We start from the raw sequence: 16,808 nt of genomic DNA on the forward strand, positions 1-16,808 counted from the left end.
TGTACGCGTTGTCCCTGGAGAAAACAGGGTGGCTGGTTTTGGGGCTGCTTTGCAACCCAGCGGGAGCAAGCTCCCTCGTCACAGGCTTGCTGGAGGGCTCAGGGCAAGATCAGGCAGCAACCGCCTGTTGCTGCTGATTCAGCATCGGCACCGCCCGTACCGAGTTGCCCGGCTGCAATTGCAGGCGTTTGGCGGTCATGCGGTCGACGATCAGACTGTTGCCCACCAGACGGCCCCTGGCGGTGGTGATACGGCAGTTTTCCAGGCGGCGGTTGTGGATCAGCCATATGGGCGCCTGATCGTCCGGCGTGCCGATGGCCAGCATCAGCGGCTGGCTGTCACGCACGGTACGGATTCTCGAGACCTGAGCCTCGATCACCGGTCCGCCGTCAAAGATATCGATATAGCCCTTGTGGGCAAAGCCTTCGGCGTTGAGGATTTTCAGCGCCGGCTCAGTGTTTGGGTGAGCCTTGCCGATGACGGCCTGTGCCTGTTCGGTGAGCAGGCAGGTGTACAGGGGTTGACGGGGCATCAGTTCGGCGATGAAGGATTTGTTGCCCAGGCCCGACAAGTGATCGGCGTGGCTGAAGTCCATCTGGAAAAAATGTCGGCCCAGACTGTCCCAGAACGGTGAACAGCCTTGCTCATCGGCGCTGCCGCGCAATTCGGCGATGAGTTTTTCGCCGAACAGGTGCGGGAACTCGGCGACAAACAACAGCCGCCCTAACGACAGCAGGCGACCGTTGTTGCCCTGGCGCTGATCGTGGCGCAGAAACAGCGAGCAGAGCTCGGATTGCCCGGTCATTTCGTTGTTCAGGAACAACGTCTGGATCTGTTTCTGGATCCCCAGGTCCGGCGACGAGCTGACAGTCAGCCCCACGCGATAGTTGTACCAGGGCTCGCGCACGCCGACGGCTCCCGTCAGGGCGCTGACGCCGACCACCCGCTGATCGTCGTCCTCCAGCACGAACAGATAGTCGGCGTCGGCTCGCTCGACCTGTTCGGCAAACGTGCGCTGTGCCCAGCGCACGCGGTGGCCCAGGCGCTCCTCGTTGGCCGGCAGCGAGGTAAACCCGGGGCCGGCCTGTTGCACCAGTGCCAGCAAGGCGGGCAGGTCGGTGACTTGAACCGGACGAACAATCATCATGCAACTCCTTTTGCGCGCCTGCTCGGGCGCTGTCGTTGGGCGTGGCTCACAGGGCGATCAGCCGCACGGGGCTGCCATCGGTCACATTCAGGGCCGCGCACATCCCTGCGCTCAGGCCCACCGGTTGCCCGGCGCTGTAATCCAGATCGGCGACGACGGCCCGGAAATCCGTGAGCGAATCATTGCTCACCAGGTAACTACCGCGGGCGTCGAGGGACGTGGTCTGTTTTACCGTACCTGTGTGGCTATGGGCGATGGAGCGAATCTGGGCGGTGCGGGCATACAAGGTCGGACCGCCGTCGAACAGGTCGATGTAACTGTTGGTTTCAAAACCTTCGCGCTCAAGGATGTCGAACGCTTCCTGCCCGTCGGGGTGGACCCGGCCGATGCACGCTTGTGCCGCCGGTGGCAGCATTGGCACGTAGATCGGGTATTGCGGCATCAGTTCGGCGAGAAAGCTGCGGCTTTCCAGCCCGCAGAGGCGTTCGGCCTCGGCGTAGGGCAGGTCGAAAAAGTGTTTGCCCAGCGCGTCCCAGAAAGGCGACTCACCCTGTTCGTCGCTGTAACCGACTATCTCGGTGATCACCGCTTCGGCAAAGCGTTCGCTGTGGGCGGCGATGAACAACAGCCGTGCCCGCGACAGCAGTTCGGCAAACGGCGTGCGCACCAGCGCGGCATCGATGTGAAAACCCCGCAACAGTGTGTGACCATTGAGGTCGTGGCACAACGACAGGGCCGGTACGCCATGCTCGATGTTCAGCTCCCGCGAGGCGCTGGTGAAGTGGCGGTTGCGCAGGCTGTAGAACGGCTCGCTGAAACCGGCGGTGGCGAGTACCTCCGAGCAGCCGGCCAGGCGCCCGGCGTCACAATCCTCCAGCACGAAAAAATAGTTTTCCGGGCCGTTGCCTTGCACGTCCTTGTCGAACGAGGCGCGGGAATCGAGGATTCTCTCGCGCAGGTGTTCGGTGTCGTCCGGCAGCGACGTGACGCCTATCAGGCTGTCGTGCGCCAGTTGCTGCAACTGGGGCAGGTCGGTTATCTCGACTGGGCGTAAGACCAGCATGGATGTACTCCTGTATCAAAGGGTTCGGCGTGATTGCCGTCGAACCTGACTATCACTGTCGGTTTCCACGCGCGAAAGCAGCGCCCGCCTGTTCTTTTGTCAGACGCCGCTCTTTTTCTTGTCAGCCGTTGCTCGGGTCGGGTAAAGCAGTGCTGGCACCCAGTTTGTTGAGGAAAAACAGGTAGATCAGGCCAAGGGCGATCCAGATCAGCCCCAGTTTTTGTGCAGCCACGCCCATGTTGTACATGATGGCTGCAACAATGATGAAGCCGATCACCGGGCAGATCAGGTGACGAATCACCTGGCCGGATTTCTGCCGGCGCCAGTAGTAATTGATGACGGTCAGGTGCAGCAGCATGAAGCCGCTCAAGGCGCCGAAGTTGACCAGCGAGGTCAGGGTGTCTACCGAATTGATGAACAGGTAGCAGATCACCAGCGACAGGACGGCCACCAGATAGATGCTCAGGTAGGGCGTGTTGTGTTTCGGGTGGACCCTGGCCAGCACTTTCGGCAGCTTGCCGTCACGGGCCATGCCGAACAGCAGACGCGAGACCGCCGCTTGCGAAGTGATTGCCACTGCGACACCCCAGGCCAACGCCGTGGCGACAGCGGTGAGGGTGGCGAGCCAGCTGCCAGCGGCGATTTCGGCGATTTCATAGAAGGCGGTGTCGGCAGATTTGAAGCCCATGCCGGCGGCCAGGTCGGTGGCGATCCAGGTCTGCACCACGAAAATAACGCCCATGACCACCAGGGTGATCAGTGCGGCCTTGCCAACGCTGCGGCCCGGATCGCCCTTGATCTCTTCGGCGAGGGTGGAAATCGCGTCGAAACCCAGGAACGACAGCACCGCAATCGACACCGCTTGCATGAGCAGGGCGAAGTTGAACGTAGCCGGGTTGTACAGCGGCGTCAGGGTCAGCTCGCCGTTACCGCCGCCACTGTGCAGGGCATTCCAGGCGTAGAACAGGAAGATCCCCAACACCACCAGTTGCGCCAACAGGAAAATGATATTCATGCGCGCGGTGAAGGTGATGCCGCGCAGGTTCACAAAGGTTGCACTGACCAGAAACGCCAGAATGAAACCGACTTTCGGGATATCCGGGTACAGGTGGTTGAGCGCCATGGCCGCATACACGTACAGCAGCGGCGGAATCAATAGGTAATCGAGCAACATCAACCAGCCGGCGATGAAGCCGACATGTGGGTTAAGGCCGCGTTGTGCGTAGGAATAAACCGAACCCGCGATAGGAAAAGCTCGTGCCATGCTGCCGTAGCTCAATGCCGTGAAGAGCATCGCCACCATGCCGATGATGTACGCCAGCGGCACGAGCCCTGGTGCCTCGGCGTTCACGTAGCCATAAACGCCGAAGGGCGCGATGGGGATCATGAAGATCATCCCGTACACCACCAGGTCCGTCAGGGACAGGCTACGTTTTAGCTCTTGCTTGTAGCCGAATTCTTCTATTTCCATGAAGCCGTTCTCCTTGTCAGCCAATCGGGCAGTTTTCTGGTTTTTATACCGCTACAACAGACAGCGTTTCCTGTAACTACGTGTTCCTACAGCAACGGGGCGAGGTAGCCTGCCCAGCGAGCGACGGCCTCGGGCGTACGCAGCAGATCGTTGCGTACCTCGATCAACACCGCCTCCAGGCCACGGGCATCACCGTGCACCGGCACGGTCATGTCGCCCAAGGGGTCGATCTTGTACGGCTGATTGCCGGCCACTTTCAGTGGGTGCCGCCCGAGTCCGTCGAGCAGACGTTGCGCGTAATCGTTCGCTTGGCCATACAGCACGCCGACATCCAGCAGCCGAGGCTGGCCGTAGTAAATCGGGGTGAAACTGTGAATGCCCACCACCCGCACTGGCCGCCCTTGGGCGATACGTTGGTCGATGAGCGTTTGCAGCCGGGTATGAAACGGCTTGAACAGGCACTGGCGACGGTACTCGCGTGTGGTCTCGTCCAGGTCACGGTTGCCCGGCACCTGGTAAATCTCGCTCTGCCCCGGAATGCTGTCCGGGGCATGGCGTGGGCGGTTGAGGTCGACCAGCAGTCGCGAATAATTGGCGGCCAACAGGGTGACGCCCAGGGTGTCGGACAAACGCTGGGCCAGCGCCAGGGCGCCAATGTCCCAGGCAATGTGTTCGCGAGCGGCTTCGGCGCTCAGGCCGAGGTCGTTCAGTTGCGCCGGGATAAAACGACTGGCGTGTTCGCACACCAGAATCAACGGGTGTTCGGAGTCTTCCCGGCTCAGGGTGTACGGCGGGCGAGTGTAGAGGCCCTGTTCAACGGTTTCAGTACAGGCGCGCATAGTGCTCACAGAGATGGGCGGGCGAGAGCTGTTCCGTCAGCGTCAGTTCCTCGGTCTTGAGGGCGAAATAAGTGTCCAGCAGCGCAGTCGGCAAGGCTTCGACCAGCGCTTCGTTCTGGCGCAGACATTCCAGTGCCTGCGTCAGTGAAGCGGGCAGGGCGACGATGCCGCGTGCCTGGCGTTGTTCTTCATTCAATGAGTCGGGGACTTCGTCGGTGATTGCGTTCAGCGCCAGACGCTGCTCGATGCCCAGGCGGCCCGCAATCAGTACGGCGGCCATTGCCAGGTGCGGCGAGGCGGTGGCGTCCATCGCGCGAAATTCCAGGTTGTATTGCTCCGCCACCGACTTGCCGCCCACGCTCACGGTCGGGCAGATGCGCAACGCCGCTTCGCGGTTGCGCTGGCCGAGGCAGGCATAGGAGGCGCTCCAGTGATGGGGCTGCAAACGCTCGTAGGACACTGGCGTCGGCGCGGTCAGGGCGCAGAGCGCGGGCAGATAATGCAGCACGCCGGCCGCCCAATGCTGACCGACGGTGGACAAGCCATTGGTGGTGCCGGCGTCGTAGAACATCGGTTGGCCTGCCATGTTTTGCAGGCTCACATGCAGATGCACACCGTTGCACACCGCGTGTTCAGCGGTCTTGGGCGCGAAGCTCAGGCCCAGCCCCATTTGCCGGGCGATCTCGCGGGTAATCTCGCGCACGTTCACCGCGCGGTCAGCCGCCGCCACACCGAGCGCCGGGCGGCAGGTGATTTCGTATTGGTGCTTGCCGTATTCGGGCAGAAACATTTCCGGCTCGACGCCACCAGCCCGCAGGGCGCTCAGTAGCCAGCCACCAAACTCGGCGCCCTGGCGCTGGGCTTCAAGGGAGAACGCCAAGTGTTCGGCGTCACCGCAGGCCAGGTTGAACTCATGTTCGAACGCCGCGTTGACCTGTAATCCCAGCTCGGTCTGATAGCGCTCCACTTCGTTGCGCAGCAGCGTGCGCGGGCAGGCGCCCCACGGTCGGCCATCGGTTTCGCAAATGTCGGCGTGAATGAAATCCAGGGCCGGTGCGCTGGCGTGCGGGCCGTTGCCGACCGTCACCCGGCTGCTCATGTCCGGAATCAGCCGCAGGTCGCCATAGGCGCCCCACGGGTTGCGGCTGGCGATGATGTCCTGTGGGGTGAGGGCGCTGTTGGCCGGCACCCAGCCACAGCCAGCAGTCTGGTAGTGCGCCAGTTCATCGGTGGGAAACGAGCGGCCACGCGTCACGCCAATCAGGTCGGTGGTGACCAGGGTGGTCATGGCCACGGGCAACAGGCGCTCGCTCATGGCTGCATCTCCTGCAATCGGTTGATCACCGTCTGGGTGTCGGTGATCCAGCAATAGCCCTTGATCGCGTTCAGGCAGGCCTGGTGCCGTTCCGGGGTGTAGGTGGCGCAGGCGTCTTCCACCAGCGTCACCAGATAACCACGGTCGGCGGCGTCGCGCACGGCCATGTCCACGCACTGGTCGGTGACGATGCCGGCGATGATCAGGTGACGGGTTTCGAGGTTGCGCAGCACGTAGTCGATGCTGGTGGAGTTGAAGACCCCGGAAGAGGTCTTGGGCAGCACGATTTCGTTTTCCGTCGGGGTCAGGTCGTCGATGATCCGTGCCTGGCGGCTACCCGGCGGCAGGTGCATGTCGGACAGCTTGTGGTCCAGCGAGCGGTCGCGACCATCGGCGGTGAGGCTTTGAATCAGTGTGTGCAAGACGTTTTGCCGGGCGCTGCGAAAGGCGCTGAGCAGTCGTCGCTGATTGGGCACTACCTGCATGTGAGTGCGGTTCAGGAAATACTCGGCGTCCGGCCCGTTGAGGTGCGGATCGAACTGTGGTTCGAGCCAGGCGCGCTGCATGTCGACCAGCAACAGGGCGGTGTGGTCCGTGACAAACGGCAGATCCCGGGGCGAACGATGGGGGAGCGTGAACATCCTTATTTTTCCTCCAGCAGGTGTGTGTCGAAGTCGCTGCGCAGGGCATCGATGCCTTCCAGGCGATCGGCCAGACCGGGACTGCGCAGGGTCAGGCAGGCGATCAGCGCTTCAATCTGGGCCAGCGCCGGGACCATGGTGTCGAAGGCCGACACGGATTCCACCGGCGCACTGATGATCAGATCGGCCATTTCCCTCAGCGGCGATGCGTAGATATCAGTGAAGAGCACCACCCGGGCATAGCGGTCTTTCGCGGCCTGGGCGACTCGCAACGCCTGGGACTGATAGCGGCGATAGTCGAACACCAGCACCACGTCCTGACGTTGTACGTCGAACAGGCGGTCCGGCAACTGGGCGTTGTCTTCCAGGACAAAACAGCCCGATCGCAGCAGGCGTAAATGATTGAGCAGATAATTGGCGAGGAAACAGCTGAAACGGCCGCCGAAGCAATGCACTTGATGGCGGGGGTCGAGCAACCACTCGACGAGGATGCGCACGTCTTCGGGTTGGGTCAGGGCCTGGGTGTCCAGCAGCGTGCGATGGCTGTTCGCCAGGTAGTGGCTCCAGGGATCGTCTTTTTGCAGGTGGGCGCGAGGCTGCAACAGGGTGCTGGGGGAGCGTAGACGGTGGTCCATGTCGCTGAGCAGCTTGTCCTGGAATTCGGCATAACCGCCAAAACCGAGTTTTTTCACCAGCCGGACAATGGTCGGATCGCTGACACCCGCATGTTCGGCCAGGCGTGACATCGGACCCAACCCGTTACGCGGATATTGGTCGAGCAAGGCACGAATGACTTTGCGTTCCGACGGCGTGAGGTCCAGGCCGGGATCGGTGATCAGGTCTCTTAAAGGGGGCATCCGGGCTCCTGCTGGATGGGTGTGTCGGTTTCATTTCACAATTCGCCAAAACAGTATTTATGTAACTCACACTACATGTCTAGTGAATTTTTTTGGGCCCCAAAATGGGGCGTAAGCCCCGAGGCGCTTGGCCTACACCGATGTTGATGGCTGTTGTAGGCAATTGCCCATAGCTGTGTCGGATATTGCCGTTTTATTTGTCGGCATGGTTACCGGGTGCCGTCCTGTCCATCAAAACGAAACGCCCCGGAGCCCGCCAGTTACGGCACAATTGGCCGATTATGTGCAGCTTGCTGCCGTTTTTCAGTGCCCATGAGTGAGTGAACATCCGTGAAGGCGACCCGATTGACCCTGATGTGCCACGGGCGAACCGTCGCACAAAAACTGGCGTGTTTTCCGACTGACGAGTCATTGGAAATGGATTGGCAGTCAGCCAAGGGATCGCTCAGCCGCTCATTCAAGGAGTCACCGCGCCTGCTTTGTGGGCCGGAAGCCCGAACCCGACAGACCGCCGAGCTGTTTGGCAGTGATATAGAGGTGGTCGAGGCATTGCGCGATTGCGACTTTGGTCGTTGGAAGGGCGTGCGGATCGGCGATCTGCAAAAAAAACCATCCCGAGGCCCTGGCGGCCTGGCTTGAAGACCCCCTGGCCGCCCCACACGGCGGCGAGTCGGTGAGGCAGCTTGGCGAGCGAGTAGCCGCCTGGCTGAAGACGTTGGAGGCGACGTCGGGCCATGTGGTCGCGATCACCCACCCCTTTGTTGTGCGAGCAGCGTTGACCCAGGTGCTGCAGGGCGCGGCGTTCAACCTGATCGATGTCGAACCCTTGTCCGCTGTCGAACTGCGCTATTTTGGACGTTGGCGGTTGCGTTTGACGGCCTTGGACGCTGAAGGAGTTTTTTGATGAAAACACTGCTGGTCATCGGCATCGGTGCCGGTAATCCGGACTACATCACGATGCAGGCGGTGAAGGCGCTGAACCGCGCTGACGTGTTTTTCCTCATGGACAAAGGCCAGAGCAAGGACAAGCTGATCGAGCTGCGGCGCGAGATCTGCGAGCGCTACATTACCGATCACGCCTACCGCTTCGTCGAGGCCCACAGCCCTGAGCGCGAGCGTGGCGACGTGGACTATGCCACCAGCGTCGAAGATCTCAACCTGGCCAAGCAGCAGGCCTTCGAACGCCTGATCAACGAGGAAATGACTGACGGCCAGTGCGGCGGTTTCCTGGTGTGGGGCGACCCGGCGTTGTACGACAGCACGATTCGTATCTTGCGGGCGATTCTGGCGTCAGGCCGTTGCGCGTTCGAATTCGAGGTAATTCCCGGCATTACCAGCGTCCAGGCGTTGGCAGCGCAGCACAAAGTGGCGCTGAACCAGATTGGCCGCTCGGTGGAAATCACCACCGGCCGGCGCCTGGCGGCGGGGCAGGTGAGCGATGCCGACAGTGTGGTGGTGATGCTCGATGCGCAAGATGCCTACCAGCAGGTGGCGGATAAGCAGACGCAGATTTACTGGGGCGCTTATCTGGGCACCCCCGACGAGATTCTGATCAGCGGCAAGCTTGAAGACGTGGCGGATGAGATTGAACGGGTGCGCCAGGCGGCGCGAGTGGCGAATGGGTGGATCATGGATACTTATCTGCTGCGTAGGCCTTGAAGTTGTGTTGTCAGGGCCGGCCCCTTCGCGAGCAGGCTCGCGCCCACATTGGATTTGTGAACGACACAGCCCCCCTGTGGGAGCGAGCCTGCTCGCGAAGAGGCCCTCAAACACACCTCAAAAATCAGCTTTGATCCCACCCCCAAACCGCTCCCGATACACCGACGGCGGCACTCCGACCATCCCACGAAACGCCACGCGGAAACTTTCCACCGACCTATAACCGCAGCGTTCGGCTATCTGCTCGGTATTGTGGCGGGTGCTCTCCAGCAGTTCCCGCGCCCGGGCCAGCCGTTGATGTTGCAGCCAGGTCTTGGGCGATTGCCCGCAGGCTTCGGTGAAACGGCGCAAAAACGTGCGTTCGCTCATCGCCGCTTCACTGGCCAGGTCACGCACCTCCAGCGGCTGGTGCAAGCGCTCCCGCGCCCATTGCATGACACGCGACAGATCGCTGCGCGGCGTCGGGCTGACGGGCGCGGGAATGAACTGTGCCTGGCCGCCGCTGCGCTGCGGTGCCATGACCAATCGCTGTGCCACCGAGTTAGCCACCTGAGTACCGAAATCCCGTGCCACCAGATGCAGGCAGGCATCGATGCCAGCAGCGCTGCCAGCCGAGGTGATCAACTGGCCCGCATCGACATAGAGCACGTCCGGGTCCACCGCGATGTTCGAGAAGCGCTCGGCCAGTTCAGTGCTGTAGCGCCAATGGGTGGTGGCGCGGTGGCCGTCCAGCAAGCCGCTGGCCGCCAGCACAAAGACCCCGGAACAGATCGACAGCAACCGTGCGCCTCGGGCGTGGGCCTGGCGCAGGGCGTGGAGTAACGCTTCAGGCACCGGTGCGCTGCGATCACGCCAGCCGGGGACGATGATGGTCCGGGCGCTGTCGAGCAGTTCCATGCCACCGTCGGCCAGCACCTGAATGCCACCCATGGCGCGCATCGGGCCCTGATCCACAGCGACAATCCGGTGCTCGTACCAGGGGAAGTCGAATTCCGGCCGTGCCAGGCCGAAAATCTCCACGGCGATGCCGAACTCGAACGTGCAAAGACCGTCGTAGGCCAGAATCGCGACCAGGCCAGGGGTAGGCTGCATTTGGCGGAAAACTCCCGATGAGTGTCTTGTGCGCCACTGTAGCGGCAAGTGATGGCTCGATAAAGTCTGTTCATACCCACCGACACTCTGGAGCAAGGCCCATGACCAGCCTGGTTTGCGAAATTCCTGCCGCCCCGTCCGCGATTGCCCTGGTGCACTTCAGCAATCGGCTGACATTCGAAACCGACTGTTCCGACGTCCACGGCAGTTATGAGGCCGGTGAAGTGGATTTTGTGTTGCTGGACGTGCGTGGCCCATTGGCCTTTGAGCGCGGCCATGTGCCCGGAGCACTCAATATGCCGGGGCGTTTGATCACGGCAGAGACGTTGGCGGCCTACCCGAAAACCACCTTGTTCGTGGTCTATTGCGCCGGGCCGCACTGCAATGGCGCGAACAAGGCGGCGGTGAAACTGGCGGTGCTGGGTTACCCGGTCAAGGAGATGATCGGCGGGGTGACCGGTTGGCTGGATGAGGGATTCGAGTTAAGTGTTGCAGTGGCCCGGACGGCCAATACCGCCATCGGTTGCGAATGCTGAAATCACCAAAAAAATCGCAGGCTGCCACCAGCCCCCTGTAGGAGCTGGCGCCGCCTGCGATCTTTTGATCCTGCTCTAGACCTGCGCCCACCACCCATCCAGCGTCCCCCGCAACCACTCGAACACCGCAGCATGACCGGCACCGTCGTCCTGATCCCTTGGCAGCGGCGACTCCTCGGCAAAATGCTGGTTAAGCGTCACCACCGATTGCGCATTCCACTCAGGATGAAACTGCAAGCCGATCCGCGCCCCCCCGACCCGATACATCTGTTGCTCACAGCCGTCACTGCTGGCCAATAACACCGCACCGGGCGGCAGGTCGATGGCGTCCTCATGCCACTCCAGCACTTTCAGAACTTGCCCATCAGTGAACGTCACCGTGGTCCAGCCGGTTTCAGGCACGGCCATGCGCCGCACATTCCCGCCCAGGCTCAATGCCAGAAGTTGTGCCCCCAGACAAATGGCAAATACTGCCGCACCCTGATTCAGACTGGCCGCCAGCCACTGGCGCTCCGCCTCCAGCCAGGCCGGCCCGGCGTTGGACTCATACGGCCCGCCCAGCATGATCACCGGCTCACCACTTGCCGCAGGCAAATGGCCGAGGTCGGCGCGATGGACGTTCAGCACAACGCCTCGGGAAGCGGCCCATTCGGCAATCGCGCCAGGCCCTTCGGCGGGGTGATGCTGGATCAGATTCAATGTGGGCATCAGAAGTCTCTTGCAGTTTTTGCCTGAAAAAAGGACTTGTCCTACAGCCTTTGCACCACCTTGGCGCACGCTTCAAGGGGGGCGAAACGGTTCGCTACTTTTTTATAAGTATTTGTCGCTTATACACAATTTGCCCGTTTGAAGCCGCTCTAGACTGCCGGCCACTTCGGTTTTCCCAAGCCAAAAGCTGCCGACCGAACGCTGACAATCGAAAGCTGCCAATAAAAGCCTCCGCACACAGGAGTAATAAATGAAGAAGCTAGTGATGTTTGGTGCCCTGGCACTGTCGATGTTGTCCCTGACCGCCGTGGCCGATGACGCCAAGCCGATCCGCATCGGTATCGAAGCCGGTTACCCGCCATTCTCGATGAAAACCCCCGACGGCAAACTCACCGGTTTCGACGTGGACATCGGCGACGCGCTGTGCGAGCAGATGAAAGTCAAGTGCACCTGGGTTGAACAAGAGTTCGACGGCCTGATTCCGGCGCTGAAAGTGAAGAAGATCGACGCCATCCTGTCGTCCATGACCATCACCGATGATCGCAAGAAAAACGTCGATTTCACCATCAAGTACTACCACACCCCGGCGCGCTTCGTGATGAAGGAAGGCTCCGACGTCAAAGACCCGCTGACCGACCTCAAGGGCAAGAAAGTCGGCGTGCTGCGTGCCAGTACCCACGACCGCTTCGCCACCGAAGTGCTGGTGCCGGCCGGTATCCAGCTGGTGCGTTACGGCTCCCAGCAGGAAGCCAACCTGGACATGGTCTCGGGCCGCATTGACGCGCTGCTGGCCGACTCGGTCAACCTGGACGACGGTTTCCTGAAAACCGACGCCGGTAAAGGCTTTGCTTTCGTAGGCCCTGAGTACAACGATCCGAAGTACTTCGGTGGCGGCGCCGGCATTGCCGTACGCAAGGGCGATACCGCCCTGGCCGACAAATTCAACACCGCGATCACCGAAATTCGCGCCAACGGCAAGTACAAGCAAGTGCAAGACAAGTACTTCAAGTTTGACGTATACGGCGAGTAATCCGCCGGCCAAAAAAAGTGGCTACCGTTGACGCGGTGGCCACTTTTTTTATGCTCTCATTCCACCCAGACGAAAAACCCACAGGTGATTTTGCCGTTCTGTCATGCAGGAGTTCCCCCATGCAACGCATTGACTACCCACTGCCCTGGAGCCACCTGGGCACCGAGCGCACCCTCAGTGTGTTTCGTTTTGGCGCCGGTGCGCGCAAGGTCTATATCCAGGCCAGCCTGCACGCTGATGAATTGCCGGGCATGCGCACGGCCTGGGAACTGAAGAAACGCCTGGCCGAACTCGAAGCCCAAGGCCAGTTGCAAGGCGTCATCGAGCTGGTGCCGGTGGCCAACCCGATTGGTCTGGACCAACATCTGCAAAGCGCCCACATGGGCCGTTTCGAGCTGGGCAGCGGCAAGAACTTCAACCGCTCGTTTGTCGAACTCAGCACCCCGGTGGCGCAGCTGATCGGTGCGCAGTTGGGAGCTGACGCCGAGGCCAACATTGCCTTGATCCGCAAAACCATGGGCCAGGTCCTTGACGCTCTGCCGGCCCCGGCTTCGCAACTGCAAGCCATGCACCGCCTGTTGCTGCGTCACGCCTGCGACGCTGACATTACCCTGGACTTGCACTGCGACTTCGACGCAGCGATTCACCTCTACGCCTTGCCGCAACACTGGCCCCGGTGGCAGTCGCTGGCTGCGCGTTTGAAGGCCGGTGTGGCCTTGCTGTGCGAAGATTCTGGCGGCAGTTCGTTTGACGAATCCTGCTCGTCGCCGTGGTTGCGTCTGGCTAGCGCGTTTCCCGAGGCCACCATCCCGCCGGCGAACCTGGCGACCACCCTGGAGCTGGGCAGCATGGGCGATACCCGTGTCGAGCAGGCTCAGGCCAATTGCGAAGCGATTCTGGGTTTCCTCGCTGAACAGGGTTTTATCAGCGGCACCTGGCCGGCCGCGCCGAGCGAGTGCTGTGAAGGCATGCCGTTCGAGGGCACGGAGTATCTGTTCGCGCCACACCATGGGGTGGTCAGTTTCCTGCGCGATTCCGGTGAGTGGGTAGAGAAGGGTGATGCGCTGTTTGAAGTGGTCGATCCGTTGAGCGACCGCATCAGCACCGTCTGCGCCGGCACCAGCGGTGTGCTGTTTGCGATTGATCGCGGCCGTTATACCGAGCCGGGGATATGGCAGGCGAAAGTGGCAGGACGTGATCCGATTCGGGTTGGGAAGCTGGTTAACGACTGATCGGAGATTTTGATGAGGCATCCGGCCTCTTCGCGAGCCTGCTTGCGAAGAGGGCATCAGCCACGGCAAAAATGCCGAGAAGTGCCTCACGATGTTAGGGTAACCCTCAATCCTGCCCCCAGTGAAGGAAGGCTTATGCTCAAGTATCTCGCCCTGTTCATGCTGCTGGCGTCTACCGCCGCCCACGCACAAACCTCGTTGCAAACCGACTTGCCGCTCAAGTACCTGGAACAGGCCAGCCCTGACACCAACGATCAGCCGCTGGTGATTTTCCTCCACGGCTACGGCAGCAACGAGCAGGATCTGTTTGGTATCAAGGACGAGTTGCCGGCCAATTACACCTACCTGTCGGTGCAGGCGCCGGTGACGCTGGAACCGGGCAGTTATCAGTGGTTTCGCAAGAAGGGTGAAGGCCCTTACAACGGTGAGACCGATGACCTGAAGTCCAGCGGCAAGCTGCTGTTGACGTTCATTGCCCAGGCGGCGAAGAAGTACCACACCGAGGCGAACAAGGTGTACCTGGTGGGTTTCAGCCAGGGCGCGATCATGTCCTATGAAGTGGGATTGCGTCATCCCGAGGCAGTGTGCGGGATTGCGGCGCTGAGCGGGCGGATTCTGCCGGTGCTCAAGTCCGAATTGAAGCCCGATGAAAAACGCCAGTCACTGGCAATCTTCATCGGTCACGGCACCGTCGACAAGCGCTTGCCACTCAAAGACGGCACCGATGCCGACAGCCTTCTGCAAAGCCTGTCACTCAAGCCCCAGTTCCACGCCTATGAAGGGCTGGGCCACAGCATCAGTGCCGATGAGATTCAGGATCTCAACGCCTGGTTGCAGCGCCTCAATCCCTGACGCTTATTTACCGGCCACGATCTGTTTGACCAGCGCGTCGTGGCCGGTCTTGTTGTCTGGGCGGGAGATCACTTGCACCACGGCCATGTGATCGCCGGAACCGGCCATCAGCGTGGTGTTGAGGGTCTGGCCGCCGCCCTGGGTGGCGGTACTGTCGACCTGGCGCAGGCCCAGGCCAGTGCCTTTCTGGGTCAGGCTTTTCTCACTCAGTTTATTGAAGTCCGGCAGCGCTTTGCGCTGTGCCGCATCGAAATCGCTGACCGTACCGTCGAGAAACGCTGCATCGTTGTCCTTGACGGTGGCGCCGTCGGGCAGGCGGTTTTCAGCGGTGATCAACACCGTTTTGGTGGTTTCGTTGGTGTACATGGTACCGACAGCGCCGGTCGGGCCGGGCGGCAGCGGGTTGGCGACGAAGCCCTTGGGCAGGGTGAAGCTGAACTTGCCGCCGAGCATCGACACCTTCTGTGCCGGCGCGTCGGTGGCCTTGGCCGCCTGGGCATTCAATACGCTCAGGCCGGCTACCGCCGCCAGCAGCAGGACAGCGGCTTTCTTACTCAACAATGACATGGGACTCTCCGGTGATGATCGCGCTATGGCCGCGATCATCCCACGACGGTCGGGGCGCCAGCCAGTCAAGAATAGGGTTGCCGAGGGAATGTAAGCCGGACACAAAATCTTTTGCTCCGGCTTGAGCGCGCAGCACTCACAGGGTTGGCAGTGACGGTGAACATCGCGAGGTGGCTTCGCAACCCGGCGCGAGCCAGCTCCCTTGCTACGGGTTGTGCTGCCATTAATCCTTGATGGTTGCGCCAGAGGGTGGCTGTATCTGAGTTGCCGCTGTCGCCAGCAGCTTTCGGGTCACCCCCAGCATCCCCACCGACACCGCAACGCTCCAGGCAAACGCGCTCATCCCCAACGTTGGCAACGTCAGCGTCAGCACCAGGCAAAACGCTGCAAACGCGTACATGCCCGTGGCGGTGGCCCGCAACAAGGCGGCCGTAAAGGCCGGGCCACGGGTTTGCTGGGAGAACACCGCCATCACGCTGCCCAATACCGGGAACACCGCCAGCAAGCCGCTCCAGCGTTCGCCCACGGTGCTGGCGAGCAAGGTCACGGTTAACGTCAAGAGAGCGCCGGCCAGCATGCGCAGGATCAGTCTGTCGGATTTCGGCACCGGGCCCGCGACAATCGGTTTCACCGCCGGAAACAGATAAGGCGCAGCGAGCAGGGCACTGGCGGCGGCGATCAGCGACACGGTCAGTGACGGCGGAATCAGCGACAGCACAAAGGCGATGCTGGCCCACACCAGCATCGACACCGCCAGCGCACAAGGCCATGCGGTCCTTTGTGCCATTTGGGCGTAGCTCACACAGAAGGCAATCATCGCGAACATGGCCGACAGCGCGGCGGTCGCCGCCTGTGCGGCAAACACCTGACCTTGTTCCAGCGCCAGGAAAAACAGAATCGGCCCCACCACCACCGGCAATCCCGACAGCCACCCGGCGACGCTCGGCCCCCAGCGCTTGCCTGCCAGGGAAATCAGCAACAGAAAACCGGGAATCACCAGCAGTTTGAGCACCAGCACGTATGCATCTCCGATCTGCAGAAGGCGACAAATTAGCACCGTGGATTGTGGATTGCTTCATGGATCTCTGAATGTTGTATACAAAATATCTGATTCTGCTGTTTGTTGTACAAAAAGCCGGTTTGCGTATAAGCCTGTAGAAAGCCCTCGGTGAAACATCTTCATGAACAGCCCTCGCTCACGACTGCGTCACGGTCTATGGCTGCTGGCATGGCTTGCGGCACAAGCCCTGGCCAGCTGGCAAGACGCCTTGCCCAATGCGCAAATCATCGGCGCCGGGGAGTTTCGCGTCTTCGGTTTTGATGTTTACAACGCCAGGCTCTGGAGTACGACGCGGCCGCTGTCGGTGGATCAGCCGTTTGCTCTGGAGCTGATCTACAAGCGCGAGATTTCCCGCGATGATCTGGTGAAAGCCAGCGTCGATGAAATCAGGCGATTGTCCGGTGCTTCGGTGAGCGCCGAGCAATTGGCCGGGTGGCGAGTACAGATGCAGCAGTCGTTCGTCGATGTGCAGGACGGCACGCGGATTACCGGTGTCTACCTGCCGGGACAGGGCGCACGGTTTTTTGTCGGCCAGCAGTTGCAACACGAAGTGAAAGACCCGCAGTTCGCCCGGGCGTTTTTCGATATCTGGCTGGATCCACGTACCCGAAACCCCGAGTTGCGCGAACAATTGCTGGGCACGACCCGATGACAGCCCAAACACGCCCTGTGCAGGAGCAGCCTCCGGCAGCTTCTACACAGGGCGGCGTATAGCCCGCAGGCCAGTGAAGCGTTTAAG

Annotated in this window: 17 protein-coding genes and 1 pseudogene; 7 read left to right on the top strand and 11 right to left on the bottom strand. The window is 61.2% G+C overall.

Annotated features, from left to right (window positions below; genetic code table 11):
• Window positions 1–109 precede the first annotated feature (109 nt).
• The 7 genes from astA to POF45_RS27320 all read right to left on the bottom strand — a co-directional run bounded on the left by astA (window position 110) and on the right by POF45_RS27320 (window position 7,333).
• The gene (gene astA, locus POF45_RS27290; protein WP_259503134.1) at window positions 110–1,144 is read right to left on the bottom strand and encodes an arginine N-succinyltransferase; all 1,035 of its coding nucleotides are present in this window, start codon (window positions 1,142–1,144) and stop codon (window positions 110–112) included.
• A gap of 49 nt (window positions 1,145–1,193) precedes the next feature.
• Window positions 1,194–2,210, bottom strand: coding sequence for an arginine N-succinyltransferase (locus POF45_RS27295; protein WP_259501993.1), 1,017 nt, complete (start codon window positions 2,208–2,210; stop codon window positions 1,194–1,196).
• 121 nt (window positions 2,211–2,331) lie between these two features.
• On the bottom strand, window positions 2,332–3,681 hold the full coding sequence (locus POF45_RS27300) for an APC family permease (protein WP_282317184.1): 1,350 nt from the start codon (window positions 3,679–3,681) through the stop codon (window positions 2,332–2,334).
• 86 nt (window positions 3,682–3,767) lie between these two features.
• A complete protein-coding gene (locus POF45_RS27305) occupies window positions 3,768–4,520 on the bottom strand; it encodes an N-formylglutamate amidohydrolase (RefSeq protein WP_282317185.1) in 753 nt (250 codons plus the stop codon).
• The gene (locus tag POF45_RS27310; RefSeq protein WP_259501999.1) at window positions 4,504–5,835 is read right to left on the bottom strand and encodes a type I glutamate--ammonia ligase; all 1,332 of its coding nucleotides are present in this window, start codon (window positions 5,833–5,835) and stop codon (window positions 4,504–4,506) included. The genes POF45_RS27305 and POF45_RS27310 overlap by 17 nt, the downstream gene beginning before the upstream one ends.
• A complete protein-coding gene (locus POF45_RS27315) occupies window positions 5,832–6,476 on the bottom strand; it encodes a cysteine hydrolase family protein (protein ID WP_259502001.1) in 645 nt (214 codons plus the stop codon). Before POF45_RS27315 ends, POF45_RS27310 begins: the two co-directional genes overlap by 4 nt.
• A gap of 2 nt (window positions 6,477–6,478) precedes the next feature.
• The gene (locus POF45_RS27320) at window positions 6,479–7,333 is read right to left on the bottom strand and encodes a MurR/RpiR family transcriptional regulator (protein ID WP_259502008.1); all 855 of its coding nucleotides are present in this window, start codon (window positions 7,331–7,333) and stop codon (window positions 6,479–6,481) included.
• Between the two features lie 330 nt (window positions 7,334–7,663).
• Between POF45_RS27320 and POF45_RS27325 the strand changes: the two are divergent.
• Window positions 7,664–8,237, top strand: a pseudogene (locus POF45_RS27325) (histidine phosphatase family protein).
• Window positions 8,237–8,992, top strand: coding sequence for a precorrin-6A synthase (deacetylating) (gene cobF / locus POF45_RS27330; RefSeq protein WP_282317186.1), 756 nt, complete (start codon window positions 8,237–8,239; stop codon window positions 8,990–8,992). The pseudogene POF45_RS27325 and the gene cobF overlap by 1 nt, the downstream one beginning before the upstream one ends.
• 117 nt (window positions 8,993–9,109) lie before the next feature.
• On the opposite strand, the gene ftrA is transcribed toward cobF, so the two are convergent.
• Window positions 9,110–10,084: a transcriptional regulator FtrA gene (ftrA, locus tag POF45_RS27335; RefSeq protein ID WP_282317187.1), complete on the bottom strand. Its 975-nt coding sequence runs from the start codon at window positions 10,082–10,084 to the stop codon at window positions 9,110–9,112.
• 101 nt (window positions 10,085–10,185) lie between these two features.
• On the opposite strand from ftrA, the gene POF45_RS27340 reads away from it, so the two are divergent.
• The gene (locus tag POF45_RS27340; protein ID WP_259502013.1) at window positions 10,186–10,620 is read left to right on the top strand and encodes a rhodanese-like domain-containing protein; all 435 of its coding nucleotides are present in this window, start codon (window positions 10,186–10,188) and stop codon (window positions 10,618–10,620) included.
• Between the two features lie 75 nt (window positions 10,621–10,695).
• Here POF45_RS27340 and POF45_RS27345 read toward each other — a convergent pair whose 3' ends face one another.
• Entirely contained in the window at window positions 10,696–11,328 is a 633-nt protein-coding gene (locus POF45_RS27345) for a type 1 glutamine amidotransferase (protein WP_259502018.1), read from the bottom strand.
• Window positions 11,329–11,578: 250 nt separating this feature from the next.
• On the opposite strand from POF45_RS27345, the gene POF45_RS27350 reads away from it, so the two are divergent.
• From POF45_RS27350 to POF45_RS27360, 3 genes are all read left to right on the top strand, one after another.
• Window positions 11,579–12,358, top strand: coding sequence for an ABC transporter substrate-binding protein (locus POF45_RS27350; RefSeq protein WP_282317188.1), 780 nt, complete (start codon window positions 11,579–11,581; stop codon window positions 12,356–12,358).
• 119 nt (window positions 12,359–12,477) lie between these two features.
• Window positions 12,478–13,590 carry a succinylglutamate desuccinylase/aspartoacylase family protein gene (locus POF45_RS27355; RefSeq protein ID WP_282317189.1) on the top strand — a complete coding sequence of 371 codons (1,113 nt, stop codon included), beginning with the start codon at window positions 12,478–12,480 and terminating at the stop codon, window positions 13,588–13,590.
• Between the two features lie 135 nt (window positions 13,591–13,725).
• Complete coding sequence (locus POF45_RS27360; RefSeq protein WP_282317190.1) at window positions 13,726–14,442, top strand: alpha/beta hydrolase; 717 nt, start codon at window positions 13,726–13,728, stop codon at window positions 14,440–14,442.
• 3 nt (window positions 14,443–14,445) lie between these two features.
• Here POF45_RS27360 and POF45_RS27365 read toward each other — a convergent pair whose 3' ends face one another.
• A complete protein-coding gene (locus tag POF45_RS27365; protein ID WP_282317191.1) occupies window positions 14,446–15,009 on the bottom strand; it encodes a DcrB/PsbP domain-containing protein in 564 nt (187 codons plus the stop codon).
• Between the two features lie 223 nt (window positions 15,010–15,232).
• Window positions 15,233–16,027, bottom strand: coding sequence for a hypothetical protein (locus POF45_RS27370; protein ID WP_282317192.1), 795 nt, complete (start codon window positions 16,025–16,027; stop codon window positions 15,233–15,235).
• Window positions 16,028–16,190: 163 nt separating this feature from the next.
• Between POF45_RS27370 and POF45_RS27375 the strand changes: the two genes are divergently transcribed.
• Entirely contained in the window at window positions 16,191–16,721 is a 531-nt protein-coding gene (locus POF45_RS27375; RefSeq protein ID WP_282317193.1) for a chalcone isomerase family protein, read from the top strand.
• The last annotated feature ends 87 nt before the right edge of the window (window positions 16,722–16,808 follow it).

Source organism: Pseudomonas fungipugnans (assembly GCF_029955235.1).
Classification (GTDB): Bacteria; Pseudomonadota; Gammaproteobacteria; order Pseudomonadales; family Pseudomonadaceae; genus Aquipseudomonas; species Aquipseudomonas fungipugnans.